This is a genomic window from Paenibacillus sp. FSL R7-0312 (genome assembly GCF_038004445.1).
In the GTDB taxonomy this organism is placed as follows: domain Bacteria; phylum Bacillota; class Bacilli; order Paenibacillales; family Paenibacillaceae; genus Paenibacillus_AQ.
The window spans coordinates 3,344,509-3,360,702 of sequence record NZ_JBBORE010000001.1; the positions used below are offsets into that span (position 1 = coordinate 3,344,509).

At 52.4% G+C, this 16,194-nt stretch carries 8 protein-coding genes; all 8 read left to right on the top strand.

Annotated elements, in window-relative coordinates; genetic code table 11:
• The first annotated feature begins 136 nt into the window (after window positions 1-136).
• The 8 genes from MKX70_RS14620 to MKX70_RS14655 all read left to right on the top strand — a co-directional run bounded on the left by MKX70_RS14620 (window position 137) and on the right by MKX70_RS14655 (window position 16,152).
• Window positions 137-631, top strand: a complete 495-nt coding sequence (locus tag MKX70_RS14620) for an MFS transporter (protein WP_340840230.1) — start codon at window positions 137-139, stop codon at window positions 629-631.
• 29 nt (window positions 632-660) lie between these two features.
• Window positions 661-2,913, top strand: coding sequence for a helix-turn-helix domain-containing protein (locus MKX70_RS14625; RefSeq protein WP_340840231.1), 2,253 nt, complete (start codon window positions 661-663; stop codon window positions 2,911-2,913).
• Between the two features lie 322 nt (window positions 2,914-3,235).
• The gene (locus MKX70_RS14630) at window positions 3,236-4,825 is read left to right on the top strand and encodes an extracellular solute-binding protein (RefSeq protein WP_042238431.1); all 1,590 of its coding nucleotides are present in this window, start codon (window positions 3,236-3,238) and stop codon (window positions 4,823-4,825) included.
• A gap of 123 nt (window positions 4,826-4,948) precedes the next feature.
• Window positions 4,949-5,815, top strand: a complete 867-nt coding sequence (locus MKX70_RS14635; RefSeq protein WP_445323706.1) for an ABC transporter permease — start codon at window positions 4,949-4,951, stop codon at window positions 5,813-5,815.
• Between the two features lie 27 nt (window positions 5,816-5,842).
• Window positions 5,843-6,715 carry a carbohydrate ABC transporter permease gene (locus MKX70_RS14640; RefSeq protein ID WP_340783791.1) on the top strand — a complete coding sequence of 291 codons (873 nt, stop codon included), beginning with the start codon at window positions 5,843-5,845 and terminating at the stop codon, window positions 6,713-6,715.
• Window positions 6,716-6,785: 70 nt separating this feature from the next.
• Window positions 6,786-8,519: a hypothetical protein gene (locus MKX70_RS14645; protein WP_340840234.1), complete on the top strand. Its 1,734-nt coding sequence runs from the start codon at window positions 6,786-6,788 to the stop codon at window positions 8,517-8,519.
• An 83-nt stretch (window positions 8,520-8,602) separates the two neighbouring features.
• Window positions 8,603-10,993, top strand: coding sequence for a glycoside hydrolase family 95 protein (locus tag MKX70_RS14650; RefSeq protein ID WP_340840235.1), 2,391 nt, complete (start codon window positions 8,603-8,605; stop codon window positions 10,991-10,993).
• Window positions 10,994-11,823: 830 nt separating this feature from the next.
• Entirely contained in the window at window positions 11,824-16,152 is a 4,329-nt protein-coding gene (locus MKX70_RS14655; RefSeq protein WP_340840236.1) for an endo-1,4-beta-xylanase, read from the top strand.
• Window positions 16,153-16,194 lie beyond the last annotated feature (42 nt).

The following is a 16,194-nucleotide window of genomic DNA, read 5'->3' on the forward strand; positions in this document are numbered from 1 at the left end:
CTCCTGAAGATGTAGTACACAGACGCCCATTGCCGACTCGTATGCAGTAAATGCTGCTTCTGCGGCAGGAACCTCCTTTGGGACCATCCGGCTGTTCGGCAGTATCGGCACTGCACTGGGAGGGTATTTTGGCGGGATGTATCTGAACTGGATGGGAGTTACAGATCTTTGGGGTCCGTTTCTTCTCTTTAATCTGATTGCCCTGTTGATTGCTTCCATTACCAGTGTCCCTGCTATGCTGGTTGCATCCAGAGTCTTGAAGAGATACGGTTATGAAAAAACGCTGATGCTGGCTTCCGCGGTCTACATGCTCCGGTGGGCGATCCAATGGCTCATTCCCATTCCTGGTGTTATGATGGGAGTCCAAACGCTGCATGGATTGTCCTTTGGTTTCTTCTATATTGCTGCCGTGGAGTATGTAGCCTCCATAACGGGCAAGGAACTGCAGGCCACAGGGCAAAGCCTGTTCAATATGGTGTTCGTCGGACTCGGAGGCATTGCCGGAAACTTGCCCAATGGCTATTTGCTTGAGACCGGTGGTGCGGGGCTAATGTACTTCTCCTGCACGGTCAGTGCCGCGCTTGGTGCGCTGCTGCTGTACAGGGTCAAATCCATGTCACAGAAGCAGTAATATCATAAATAAAAGGAAGGGGAAGATCTATGAAGCGCAGTTGGTATAGTCGGATGCTATTTTCATACTTCCCTGTCTTTCTGCTTGTAGTTACCGTACTTATATTTCTGGCCTTTATGATTGTTACAGAGTTGTCCCGCAGCGAGACTGCAAAAGCCAATTATATCTCCACCAGCTATATTGTCGATACAGTGGAGCGGACTTTAAGCGATGTAGAGCTTGGGGTACTGCAGGAGATCGGGAATAATTATTCCTATAATGACTTCCTGGATGATTCCTCCGGTAATGCCCCGCCGGTCAATGGCTCCTATGAAGTGGTTCAGAGTATGAACCGTCTCGCGGAACGCTTCAGTCTCATTGATTCCATCTATGTCTACCGCAACAAGGACAAGCTGATGCTGGGCCAAAGCGGGTATATGAATTCGGAGCAGACGCTTGAGGATACTTACCTGGATGAACTATCCGCGCACAAGGAGCAGCAGGGCTGGAGTGCTGTACGGATGTACCAGCCTAGGAACTCCCAGGATCTGCGACCGGTCATCAGTCTGGCCAGCAGGCTTCCGATACCTTGGGGCTCCGATGGTTATATCGTGATTAATGTCAGCGTACACCGCATGGAGCGTCTGGTGGACAGCTTAACAAATGGAGAATTGTCATTCTTACGGATCAAGGATGCGGCAGGTACTCCGATCTATGATTCCTCTCCAGCCGCAGACGGTGAGAATAACAGAACACTCTCGAAGGTCCAGGCGAAGAATCTGGGCTGGACCTTCGAGAGCGGACTCCAGGCTGGCCGCTTATTCGATTGGATCTCTGTTATTTCTTATGTCTGGTTCATCCTAGGGCTGCTGACCATTGCACTGGGCGTGTTCTATATCATCTATATCACAAGGCGTAATTACCGGCCGATCCATCAACTGATGGTGCGGATTCAGGCATTACAGCCGCAAGTCCAGCATACTGCTGCTGCCGTTGATTCGGATGAGCTGGTCCTGATGCATAATGCGCTGGACAGGCTGGTGCAAATGACTACGGATTATGAACGGGAGCGCTATGAGAATCTGGTTATTCAGCGCCGGGAGCTGTTCCTGGATTTCCTCGGGGGTGAACGGCCGAAGGAGGCAGCGGAGCGGCTGGCAGCACTGGACCCTTTCGAGGGCAACTACGAGTTCGAGGGCTTTGTTGTATTTGTGGCAGAGCTGAACCGGGAGAAGGAATGGCATGCCTTATCGCTGCAGGATCAGAATCTGCTGAAATTTGCATTGACCAACGTACTCAGGGATCTGCTGGCGGATAAGCAGCTACAGGCATGGTCTGAATGGATAAGCGGGCAGCGGCTGGGGATCATTATTGGTCTCCGGTACCGATCTGCAGAGGATAACCAGGATACCATGCTTGAGCTGGCAAAAGGCTGCCATAGCTGGATTCTCGATAATCTGCGGATGCCCCTTACCTTCGGGATTGGTTCGGTGGTGGAGTCCTGGCAGGATATCCAGTACTCTTATGCAGCGGCTGCTGAAGTGCTGAGTCACCGGCTCGCGATGGGCACAGATATAGCGGCGGTCCCTATGGACCGGCAGAATGACGACTCTGCACTACAGAGCTACAAGTATTTTGGGAGCTTTACACAGCTTGTCCGGGAATTCCGGCTGTCAGGCGAGAACTGGAGAATCCGGCTGGACGAAATTTTCGATTCCTTCCGTAAGGATCATATGAAGGATGAAGAGATCTACATGCTTCTGGAGGTTATGCTGCAGGCACTGGAGCAGGAGCTTAAGGGAATTTCGGACACGCTGGACCGGCAACTCGCGGCAGAATGGACTGGAGGACTGCGGGAACGCATCCGGGGATGCACTGATCTGGAGGAGATCAGGCTGCTGCTGACCGGATGGCTGAATGAAACCTATCATGTCTATGTGTCGGTCAATGAGCTTAAGAGCCACCGCGTCATGATCATGGAGGTTAAACATTATATTGAGGAGCACTATGCCAACCCGGATCTTTCTTTGAGCCATTTGAGCGAGCGGTTCCAGATCTCCGCGAAATACGCCAGCTATCTGTTCAAGGGAGAATTTAATATGAAGTTTGTGGACTTTCTGGCGGAGCTGCGGTTGAAGAAGGCTAAGGAGCTGCTGGATACGACCTCGGACAGTATTCAGGATATCGCGCTGCAGATTGGATATGCTAATTCCATCAGCTTCGGAAGAGTCTTCAAGCGCATTACTGGAATGACGCCGGGAGATTACCGTAAATTGAAGCTCTATAAAGATGAAGATCAATAGTGATTGCGCAAACCCAATTCTGATTATCCCGGGTTTGCGCTTTTTGATTTCTAACTGTATATATAACTTAATGTGTTATGTATAAGTTATGTATTTCTGATGTTTCTGTTTTTTTAGAGCTGAACATTCACGATAATTGTATATTTGAAATGAAAAATGCTGTATTTTGATTGATTTTTCATGAAAAAACAACTAGAAACATGTTTATTGTACATTTCAGAACAAAATGTAATAATTCATCCCATGATCAAGCCTGAAACATAACATAATAGAGCTAAAGGCTGATCAAACAAGATTTCGAAAGGGATAGGTGATAGGAAATATGACAATTGATAGCGTTAAAGGAAAAGTGGCTCTGGGTCTCGGAGCGGTTATGATGTCATCCCTCTTATTATCGGCATGCTCGTCAGAGAATTCCGCTGCAAACAGCGGCGGGTCAGAGCAAGCGGGCAGCTTGAAGATCGAAATTTTTGACCGTGGCAATGCTCCTGCGGGTCTGACAGCTTCTGACAACTTTTTAACCAATTACGTTAAAGAGAATTTCGGTAAAACTAACAATATCAATGTGGAATTTATTCCTATCCCCCGCTCGGAGGAAGTGACGAAGCTTAACGTCCTGATGGCCAGCGGAACTGATGTCCCTGATATCGTCTTTACTTATGATTCCGGGACTTTCAATAAATATGCTGAACAAGGCGGACTGACAGATCTGACACCGCTGCTGAAGGAGTATGGTCAGAATCTGACAAAGTTCCTTGGCGAGGATACACTCCGCTACGGCCAATATGATGGTGTCCAATACAGTATTCCGGCCAAACGGTCTACAGTGGGCAAGTATGCATCCTTTGTCCGCCAGGACTGGCTGGATAAGCTGGGGCTTCCGGTTCCGGCAACCACGGAGGAGCTATACAATACACTGACGGCATTCAAGGAGAAGGACCCGGGCGAAACCGGCGGCAAGGTGATTCCGCTGGGCATGACGATTGCTGTGGCACAATACGACTCTCTGGTCTGGTCCTTCATCAAGCCGGTCAGCGAGCAGGAACGCTTCGAGCTTACGCAGAACCTGAGCTCCCGTGATTTCCCGATTCTGCTGCCCGGATTCAAGGAAGCCGTCCAATATATGAACAAGCTGTATAATGAAGGGCTGATCAGCAAGGATTTTGCCTTGGATGAGAATAAGGAGACCCTTACACAGAACATCGGCAACGGCCTAGTGGGTGCATTCAGTGACGATAACGACGCGATCTTTTACCCAGACGGTACTTATGATGTGCTCTCGAAGAACAATCCTAACGCTGTGCTGACGGCCATAGATCCGTTTACGAACAGTGAAGGCAAGAAGGCGAAGCCGGTGTCTGCTCCGAACGGGATGTATATCATGATTCCAAAATCCAGTAAACATGCCGTAGAAGCGGTCAAATATCTGAATTGGATGGCTTCGGATGACCATCTGAAGTACATTCAGAACGGGATTGAAGGAGAGCATTATAAGCTGGAAGATGGAGTGCCTGTCTCCATACCGGATCTGTCTGTAGAATCTGCCAACAAGCTGATGGGCGGCGGGGATATCGGAATTATTGCCAACGGCCGGATCTTCGAGAGTCAGGAGAAGAACAATGAAGCGTTTGTGAAGAGCTTCAGAACTCAATATCAGGACATTATTGCGAAATCACTGGCCATTTCAACTACCGATGTAGTTGAGCCTGTGTTCACAAGCCGCCCGATTGAAGCTGAGAGCAAATACGGTACTACGCTTAGCGATAAGGCGAAGCAGTTGATGGTGAAGTCGATTATGGTGTCACCGGGTGAGTTCGAAGTCACCTATGAGAGTATGCTGAAGGACTATATGTCAAGCGGCGGACAAGCTATTCTGGATGAACGCAAGGCTGCCTACAGCGAGCAGAAATAATGAATTAGGGTTCGGGAGGGAGAACGGCGGGGCAGCAGGTCTTGCCGCTCCCTTTACAGCCCAAGGCACAGTGAAGGAGGAATCGTTGTGGAACACACCCGTTATTTCCGCAGAAATTGGCAGATGTACGCATTGCTGGTGCTGCCCATTATGTTCTTTATCATTTTCAAATACGGTCCAATGTATGGTGTGCAAATTGCGTTTAAGGATTTCAACTTTTTCAAAGGCATCGGCGGAAGTGAATGGATTGGTTTGGATGGATTCCGTGAGGTATTTGCGAATCAGGATTTTTATGTAACCTTGCGTAATACATTGATGCTGAATTTTCTTGATCTGATCGTCTCTTTTCCCGCACCCTTGATTATTGCCATTATGCTGTTTGAGCTTAAGGTGGTCTGGTTCAAGAAGCTGTCCCAGACGATTCTGTATGTTCCGCACTTTATTTCCTGGGTAATCATCGGCGGCATCGTATACCAGTTGTTCGGGGTTCAGTCCGGGATGATTAACAATCTGTTAATGAGCCTGGGGCTGGATGCGATTCCTTTTCTCTCCGACAAAAATTACTGGTTGATTACGTACCTGCTGACCGGTGTCTGGCAGAGCGCAGGCTGGGGGACGATTCTCTATCTGGCGGCACTCACCGGGATTAATAAGGAGCTGTTTGAGGCTGCTGAGGTAGACGGGGCGGGAAGGCTGAAGCGTATTCTGCATATTACGATTCCGGGCATCAAGCCGACGATCGTTACCTTGCTGATTATTAATCTGGGCAATATGATCTCCATCGGCTTCGAACGGCCGTTTGTCATCGGTAACCTTGCTGTTATGGAATACTCGGATGTGCTAAGTACCTTTGTCTATCGGATCGGCCTGGAATCCGGGCAGTATACTCTGGCTACGGTAGTCGGATTGTTCCAGGCGGTGGTCGGATTGATATTCCTGCTGGTGGCGAACTATATCTCCAAGAAGCTTACGGACGAGAGCATCCTATAATCAACCTTTGGATATGGAGTGAACATTATGAGTGGAAGAGCAGCTAACAAGGCGTTTGATACATGGATTGTGATCTGTCTAACCCTATCGGTGCTGGCATGTCTGATTCCGTTTCTTCATATTCTGGCTGTATCCTTCAGCGGAACGGTGCCGATCACTTCGGGAAAAGTAACTTTATTCCCTTTGGACTTCAATGTTGAGGCGTACAAAAAAGTGTTCAGTGATGCCGCTATGATCCGCTCGCTGGCCTTTACTATATTTCTGACCGTGCTGTTTACGGTTCTGTGCATGGTGATGACGGTTGCGGCCGGTTATGCGCTGTCGAAGAGAGATTTGAAGGGCCGCAAGGTCTTCATGTTTGTGATTGTGGTTACGATGTTCTTCAGCGGCGGGATTATTCCTGAATATATTCTGACGCGTGAGCTGCATTTGCTCAATACAATCTGGGCGCTCATTCTGCCCGGGCTGATCAGCCCCTTTTATATGATTATCCTGATCTCATTTCTGGCTGGTATTCCTGATGCGTTGAAGGAGTCCGCAGAGATCGACGGCAGCAGCCAGTTCGGTACACTGATCCGCATTATTCTGCCCCTGTCCATGCCGGTGCTTGCCACCTTGAGCCTGTTCTACGCTGTGGGCAGATGGAATGGTTTCCAGGACACGCTGATGTATATTACGAAACCGGAGCTGTACCCGCTGCAGCTTAAGCTCTATCATATGATTCAGAACAGCCAGGTGTCCGACCTGATGAGGATGGAGGGGAACGCGATCAGCACGGTTGTACCTGAGAGCCTGAAGGCAGCAACGGTGATGTTCGCAACCGTTCCTATTCTGCTAGTCTATCCTTGGCTGCAGAGATATTTCGTCTCGGGTGTAATGACCGGAGCCGTGAAAGGCTGAGGCTCTCGCCTGGAGCAGGTGTTGTAGTATTCATACCCAAAAATGGCTGACGGATAGGGGGAACAGGCAGATGTTCAAGAAGGTAACTGCCATTAATGACAAATGGACACAGGAATCCATGGAGCAGCAAATTGGTGACCGGGAGAGCCGGTATTTCGGGGGCGTGCGTGATCCGCTAAGCGGTGTTGCCTGGCCGAATCACACAGGTACGGCCCAGTACCTTGCGGCATGGGCTGCTGCGCTGGTGAATCCTCTGTCGCGATATTACCGGGATCTGGTGCTGCTGGAGCAGTTGCATGTGGCAATGGATTTCATGCTGCGGTTTCAGCATGACGATGGTACGATATCACCGGGCTGGACGAATTATCATTCCCCGCCGGATACGGCGTTTGTTGTAGTCGGATTAACCAATATCCTCACGCTGCTGGAGCGGCAGACCTGGCAACCGCTGATGCCGGTGGCTGGGCAGATTAGAACCTTCCTGGAGCGGACGATTCCGGCGATGCTGAGCGGCGGCGTACATACACCTAATCACCGCTGGGTGCTGACAGCGGCATTGGGTTCTTTATACCGGATATTCGCGCTGGAATCACTGCAATCCAGGGCCGGAGAATGGCTTCAGGAGGGGATGGATATCACCCCGGATGGAGAGTGGACAGAACGGAGTAATGGAATCTATAACACGGTCAGTGACATAATGCTCTATTATGCTGCGCAGGATTTGAGCCGGCCTGAGCTGCTGGAGCCGGTCCGCCAGAACCTTGGTATGATGAAATATCTGGTTCATCCGGATGGGGAGGTAGTAACCGATTATTCGGGGCGGCAGGATTTCGGCAGTGTCTACTCACTGGCAGATTATTACCTGTGCTATAAGCTGATGGCTGAGCATGACGGCGACCCTGAATTCGCTGCCCTCGCCGACCTGGCGGGCGGCTCGATTACACATCCGGGTTCGCTGCCCAATCAGATTATGCTGGGCTTCCTGCTGTATCCGCAGATGCAGGCCTCTTCTGTTCAACCGGGACAATTGCCTGAGCGGTACCGCAAGGTAATCAATGGCATGTGGGGCCGTCAGGAGTTGTTGGGCAGAATCGGGCAGGACGGTTACGGTGGCCCTGTCCGCCACAGCAAGCAGCATACGGAATTCGGCGCACCGGTCGCCCGGGTCCGCAGCGGAGCGACAAGCGTAAGTGTGATGACCGAAGCCTCCTCTCTGTTCTCTCTGCGGCATGGCCGGGCAAAGCTGCTTGGGGTTCAGCTGGCTTCGAGCTTCGAGCCGGGACTGATTACCATGGACTCGCTTGCGGAGATGGAGACCGGCTTCCGACTTGAGTCAGTCGCTGAGAAGGGCTACTACGGTACGATTCCGGCGGACAAGCTGCCTTCCCGATCCGGTTTTCCCTGCAGTCCCTGGTATCTGCTGCCTCATGGAGAGAGAGCGCTCACCCATTCTCAGGTAAGCGGAGTCTCCGTCCAGGTAAGTGAGAACGATGCCGGTTGGGATCTGCACTTCATTGCACCATCCCCTGTGGATGTGCTGACCCAGATCGTCCTGCTCTTTGGGAGCGAGGGCAGACTTGAAGGTTCTGCGCTGACGCCGGTGCCGGGAATGAACGGGGCAGCATTCTGGACAAACGGCACGCTGCGCTACAGCTCCGGTGAGGACTGGATGGAGCTCGACCAGGGCTGCCATGAGCATCACTTGGCGGACATCCGTGGCATGAGCTATCCGGACGGCTGTCAGAAGGTCATTGTGACACTGATAACACCGCTGGATTATACACTGCGGATTCGTCTTTCCTGATAGAAGCTTATATAATGATAGTGTTGTCAGGATTGAAGGGTTCAGCAGTATAGAAATTAAGGTGTATGGAGGTAGTCTGCGCAATGAATATTTCATTTAATACGCCTGCCACTTATTGGGTGGAGGCGCTTCCAGTCGGGAACGGAAGACTGGGAGCGATGATTTTTGGCGGTATCGAGAAGGAACGACTGGCTCTGAATGAGGATACCCTGTGGTCAGGATATAAGACAGACTGGAATAACCCCGGGGCCAAGGAGATTCTCCCTAAAGTAAGGGCACTGATTGCAGAAGGCAAAAATGAAGAAGCAGATGAGCTGTGCAAGCAAATGATGGGTCCGTATGTACAGTCGTATCTGCCGTTCGGGGATCTGCTCCTTACGATGGAGCATGGACAGGTCATTCAAGGAGACTACAGCCGGAATCTGGATCTGTCAACGGGTATCGGCACCGTCTCCTATGAGATCGGCGGTATCCGGTATAGCCGTGAGGTCTTTGCCTCTCATCCCGATCAGGTAATTGTTGTCCGTCTCTCGGCAAGCAAGGACCATGCGATCAGCTTCCGGGCGAAGCTGGACAGTCCGCTCCGCTTCCGCTCGGAAGCAGAGGGGGAGCATTACACGATCACGGGACATGCCCCGGAATATGTGGCACCGAATTACTACGATGTGGATGAACCGGTCCGCTATGGCGGGGAGTCTCCGCGAAGTCTGGAGTTCCACGGCCGCCTGGCCGCTGTGCAGACCGGGGGAACCCTTGAAGCCACAGCAGAGGGTATCCGTGTAACGGGAGCGACGGAAGCCGTTCTCTATTTCAGCGCAGCGACCTCCTTCGATGCGGAATCGGGAACCGTGCAGACGGATTACGATGTGCAGCAGCACACTGCGCAAGTTGTGCAGCGCATTATTTATGAGCCTTATGCCGGGCTGCTGGGCCGTCATGTTGCCGACCACCGTGAGCTGTTTGACCGGGTAGAGCTGCACCTTGGAGAGAGCCTGGCCCCGGAGGGTATGCCGATGGATCAGAGAATTGCCGCCTACGGAAGCAATGATCCGGGTCTGGTAGAGCTCCTGTTCCATTATGGCCGCTACCTGCTGATTGCAAGCTCCCGTCCGGGAACGCAGCCGGCGAATCTGCAGGGCATCTGGAATCAGGATACCCGGGCGCCTTGGAGCAGCAACTATACGCTGAATATCAATGCGGAAATGAATTATTGGCCGGCAGAGGTCTGCAATATGGCGGAGCTGCATCAGCCTCTGATTGACTATACCCGGAGGCTGGCAGTCAACGGCAGGGAGACCGCCCGCACGAACTATGGCGCCCGCGGCTGGGTAGCCCATCATAATGCGGATCTCTGGGCGCAGACGGCTCCCGTTGGCGGCTTCGGCGATGGCGATCCGGTATGGGCATCCTGGGCGATGGGCGGAGTATGGCTAACCCAGCATTTGTGGGAGCACTACGCATTCAGCGGTGATCTGTCCTATCTCCGGGAGAGCGCATACCCTGTGATGAAGGAATCGGCTATGTTCTGCCTGGACTGGCTGATTGAGAACAAGGACGGGTATCTCATTACTTCCCCATCCACTTCCCCTGAACACAAAATCGTAGACGGGGACAAGCGGTACGCGGTCAGTGAAGCGGCGACGATGGATTTGACGCTGATTGCGGAGCTGTTCACAAACTGTATCCAGGCTGCGGAATTGCTCCAGCTTGATGGAGAATTCACTCGGACTCTGCAAGCTGCCAAGGCGCGGCTGCTGCCGCTGCAGATCGGTGCGCAAGGCCAGCTTCAGGAGTGGTCGGTTGATCTGCAGGGCGAGGATGTGCATCACCGCCATGTCTCCCATCTGGTCGGGGTCTATCCCGGAAGATCGATTACAGAGAAGCTGGTTCCCGGGCTGTATGAAGCGGCCAGAACCTCACTTGAGAATCGCGGGGACGGAGGAACAGGCTGGAGTCTGGGCTGGAAAATCGGACTGTGGGCCAGATTCAAACAGGGTGACCGGGCCAAGCAGCTGATCTCCAATCTGTTAACACTGGTCAAGCCGGAGGCCATTAACAATGAACGCGGCGGTGTCTATCCGAACCTGTTCGACGCCCACCCGCCGTTCCAGATTGACGGGAACTTTGCAGCTACGGCAGGGATTGCCGAGATGCTGCTGCAATCGCACCAGGGGTATCTGGAGTTCCTGCCCGCCTTGCCGGCAAGCTGGGGTGAGGGAAGGGTGAAGGGACTGCGGGCACGCGGCGGCTTTGAAGTAAGCCTGACCTGGACTGCGGGAGCCCTAGGGCAAGTTGAAATTACGTCTCATCACGGGGGAATATGCTCTATTCTGGCAGAACGCCCTGTGAAGGTTATGAGCGGGGAACACCAACAGCGCCTGGAGCCTTCTCCGGACGGGCTGATTAGTCTACAGACACAGCCGGGGGACCGTATAGTCGTACAGTATGGCGAGCAAATAATGCAGAGTAAATAAGGCAGAGTAAATAATGCAGAGTAAATAATAGTCCATACAGATTGCAGTACACTTCAGGTGGATGGGGTGTGCTGCTTTTGTGTTGTAGCGGACACTGCCCGGATTCCACCAGACAGGCCAAACGATAAACGAGGAGCCCAGGATGTACGCGAAAAACCGAATACAATGTGCAGGCATGCAGGCAAGTGGGCCGAATGTACGCGAAAAACCGAATACAGTGGGCAGCGTGTAGGCAAGTGGGCCGAATGTATGCGAAAAACCGAATACAACGGGCAGCGTGTAGGCAAGTGGGCCGAATGTACGCGAAAAACCGAATACAGTGGGCAGCATGCAGGCAAGTGGGCCGAATGTATGCGAAAAACCGAATACAATTGGACTGGGTGCGCCGCGTAGGCCAAATGTAATCGAAAAACCGAACACAATTGGACTGGGTGCACCGCGTAGGCCAAATGTAATCGAAAAACCGAACACAATTGGACTGGGTGCGCCGCGTAGGCCGTGCGTTTATCGCAGTGCCAGACGTATTTTCACAGAAAAACCGAATACAATGAGCTGCTGTGAGGGTAACCAGACCAAATGTATGCGAAAAACCGAATACAATCGCAATGTGCTGGAGTGCGTGGGCCGGGCCGGTTTTCGTTCTACAAAACACACTTATAATGCAGAACAGGTCTCCCCGTCGCCCGCTTTTCCCCCTCGCAGGTTAATTTCCTCTCTCCGCTCATCATTTTGTTATCTATCCATCCATATTGTTATTTGTAAACGTTTTCCAAACGGCTATAATTCAATCAGGAATCCGCTGGATAGGGATGAACCGAAGGAGGATACGAATGTTTGGTCGTAAACAAATCATGATAGGGGCTCTTGCGCTGATGGTCTTCGCTGCTTCAGTGCTGCCCATGCGGACTCCGGTCCATGCTGCGGCTGAGGGAGGCCCGGCCGTTATTCTTGCTTCTGATTATGAGGACGGCACCGTACAGGGCTGGACCAAGAAAGGCGACGAACAGCTTACAGTAACGAAGGCGGTCTATCATGGGGGCGCCTACAGCCTGTATGTGGATGGACGTACCAAGGATTGGGAAGGGCCCAATCAGGTTCTGACGGATCACATGGCTCCGAATACAGCCTACACCGTGGGAGCTTGGGTGAAATCTCCGGCGCCGGTCAAATTTACGGTGCATACCAAAATCGGTGAAACCGAGGACTGGAAGCCAGTAGCGGAATTTAACGGAGCGAAGTGGTCGGAGGAATGGACTTATCTTGAAGGTGCTTTTATTACAGGTAGTAATGTAGGCTTCACGGAGATTTATGCAGAAGCCGCAGCAGGAAACGCATTCTACGTGGACGATGTCAAGATCTCTGCCGCAGCGGTTGACATTCCGGACGGGGAGGAAGGGCTACGCACGGACTTTGAAGATGGGACGCTGCAGGGCTGGAAGAACCGGATTGGACCGGAATCGCTTACGGTGAGCCAGGAAGCCGCTAACACCGGGACTCACAGTATGCTGGTAGAGGAGAGACAGCGCAGCTTTTATGGCCCAAGCCTGAGTGTGAAGGAGCATCTGCGGCCGGGCAAAAGCTACCAGATCTCTATGGCTGTGCGCCTTAAGGAGAAGCCGGAGGTAGACCAAAGCCTGCAGATGACCGTGTATAAGAAAGCCGGCTCCGAGAGCTGGAATGCGATTGATAAGGTTAGTATTAAGGCGGATCAATGGGAGCAATGGCATCTGCTCAAGGGCAAATTCCAGTACAGCGACCAGCCGTCTGAAATGAACCTTTTCGTGGAGACTCCCTACATTACGGAGGATACCGTAGATACCTTATCCTTCTATGTCGATGATGTATTGATTGAGCCTGCCCCGGAGATGAGTATTGAACAGGATATTCCCGGGTTAAAAGAGGTCTTCGCTGACGACTTCGCGATCGGAGCCGCTGCGTATTCCTGGCAAATGGAAGGGATCTACGGGGAGCTGCTGAAGAAGCACTTCAACAGTATCACGGCAACCTATGAAATGAAGCCTAAATTTATTGCGCCTGAAGAGGGTACCTATGTCTTTGACGGGGCTGATAAATATGTGAATTTTGCCCAAGCGAACGGAATGGGGCTCCGGGGACACGCGCTGCTATGGCACACTGATGCCGCAGAATGGATGTTCACCGATGCCGGGAAGCCGGCAAGCAGAGAGCTGTTGCTGGAGCGTCTGCAGAGCTATATTGAGACCGTCATGCAGCGCTATAAAGGCAAGATCTATGCTTGGGATGTAGTGAACGAAGCGATTGCCGACAATGGCGGCGGTCCCAATGGAATGAGACTGACAACTTGGTATAACCTGATTGGTCCGGACTATATCGAGAAGGCCTTTGAATTTGCCCGGGCGGCCGATCCGGAAGCGAAACTCTATTATAACGACTATTACACCGAGGTACCGGAAAAGCGTGAGCATATCTATCAGTTGCTGAAGCGGCTTAAGGCGAAGAATCTGATTGACGGTGTGGGCCTCCAGTCACATCATGGTTTGTACTCCCCGAGCACTCAGGAGATAGAAAAAACCATTCAAATGTATTCGCAGCTGGGACTGGATATTCAGATCACCGAGCTGGATGTGGATACAGGCATAAGCCCTGACTCGCCGCTACCGGCCGGTATCGCTGCGCAGCAAGGGAAACGGTATAAGGATCTGTTTGAACTTTACAAGAAGTATAAGGACAACATCTCCTCGGTCTCCATCTGGGGAGTGCAGGATGAGAAAAGCTACAATAACCATGCCATGTTATTCGACGAGCAGTTAAAAGCGAAGCCGGCCTACTGGGGCGCAGTTGATCCTTCCAAGCTCCCGGCCTTGCATAATGTAGCTTTGGCTCTGGAAGGCACGCCAAAGTTCGGCGAAGCCGGGAAATCGCTGTGGAACAAGACAGCGGCGGTTCCGCTTGAACAGGGGAGTACTGTAACTGCCAAGGTTCATACCCTGTGGGACCCGCAGAACCTATATGTGAAGGTAGACGTTACCGACCCAAGTCTGAACGGAGAAGATAAGGTTGAAATCTTCCTGGATGAGAATAACAGCAAGACCTCTGCCTATGAGCCGGATGACCGGAAGATTACACTCCAGCGTTCAGGCACCGGGACAGAAGGGATCAGCTTCGTAAGCACCGGGCAGGGGGGTGGCTATACGATCGAAGCGAAGATTCCGCTCGTATCGGTCAGCGGCTCCGCAGGCTTGGAGATGGGTCTGGATATCCGGGTGAGCGATGCCGGTGTTCCGGAGGCCGTACCCGCTTACTGGAATGACAGAAGCAGATCCCAGGATACGGATACGAGTCATTACGGGGTCATCCGTTACACCGCGATGCCTAATGCTGCGGAATCGGTGAAAGGTCAGGTGAAGATCGACGGACAGATGGATGCGGAATGGGAGAAAGCGAAGCCTTTTCAGGTAAAAATGTCTGCCGCTCCTTACAGCACCACCGCAGAAGCGAGATCGTTGTGGACGGAGGACAGCCTATATCTGATCTTAGATGTGAAGGATGCCTTGCTCAAGGCAGATGCCGTGAATCCATGGGACCAGGATTCCGTTGAAATCTTCATTGATGAGAATTTCAACAGAACTCCGTACTATGAGGGGGACGACGGTCAATACCGGATTAATATCAATAATGTGGCTTCCTTTGGAGGAGGGGCCTCGGTGAGCAGATTAACCAGCGCGGTCGTTCACACGGACACCGGGTATCGTGTAGAAGCCAAAATTGATTTCGGAACGGTCAAGGCAACACCGGGCAGTTCTATCGGGCTTGATATCCAGGTCAATGATGATCAAGGTGCTGGGAAGCGCAGTACAAGCAAATGGAATGATAAGGGAGAGGATACGTGGCGGGATACCTCCCATTTCGGGATTCTAAGCTTTGTGTCGCCTACGGCGGCACCGGAGGCTCCGCCTGAAGGGACGTCCCCGTCCCCATCTTCAGGCTCTGCTCCAACGTCCCGGGCCCCTGCTCCGGCCGAGACCTTCACCGAAGGACGGATTGTTGTTCAGCCCGTAGCGGATAAGGATGGCATCCTTCATGTGAAGCTGTCGCCTGAGGGTGTGCAGCAGGCAGTGCTCCAGTCGCTCGGAGGCGGCATCCTGAAGATTGCGGTCAAGCCGGCTGCAGAAGCCGGAGAGCTGCAGCTCCAGCTTCCGCTGCAGAGCCTGAGCACACAGCCGAATATTACAGAAATTCAGATTGAAACCGGATTGGGGGCTGTCCTAAGCCTGAACCGGCAACTGCTGAAATTGCAGGATATACAGGCCGGAGATTTCCTTCTGCTGCAGGTGAAGCGTGCGGGGCAGGACGGATGGCCTGCGGCAGTTAAGGACCGCTTGAATGGAGCCGATGTGCTAGACTTCGCACTCACTATCCATGGAGTCAAGACGACTAAGGTTGACGCTGCTACCCTCACCGTGAGGCTCCCTTATGAGCTTAAGGCAGGAGAACGGGCACATCAGATTGGGGTGTATCAGGTTCTGGAGAACGGCAAGCTTGTGATGGTGAAGGACCGTAAATATGATTCGGCCACAGGCTATGTCTCCTTCCAGGCGAAAGTACTGGGCCAATATGCAGTCGCTACAGTGAAGCTGACAGATCAGAAGGGCAGCAAGTGGGCCGCCGAGAGCATTGAAGCTCTGGCTGCAAGAGGAATACTTCCTCTGGGAGCAGAGGCTTCCTACGAGGCAGGTGCGCTGATGAACCGGGCAGAATTTGCCCAGCTGCTGGTCAATGCCTTTGACCTTCAGACTGCTGCTGACGCTCCAGGCTTCAAAGATGTCAGCATGGATTCCCCTTATGCCAAGGCCATCGGCATTGCCGGAGCTTTGGATATTGTCAAAGGGAGAGCAGACGGGCTCTACGGTCCGAGCGATACGCTCAGCCGTCAGGAAATGGCGCTGATGATGTATCGGGTTGTCCAGTTGCAGCAGATCGGGCTGAAGGGTGACTCCGCTGCTGTTCAAGGCTTCAAGGATCTAAACTTGCTGACCGGGGAGGCTTCGGCCGCAATAGAGAAGCTGCGGACTGCCGGAGTGATTCAAGGCGCGCAGAACGGCTACTTCCTGCCAAAGGCCCGGATGACCAAGGAACAGGCTGCTGTGGTGGTGTACCGGATAATTGCCTTGAATCCGTAGATTAGTGTCAGCGAGCCTATAGGATCTTTTGAGCAGAGCAGC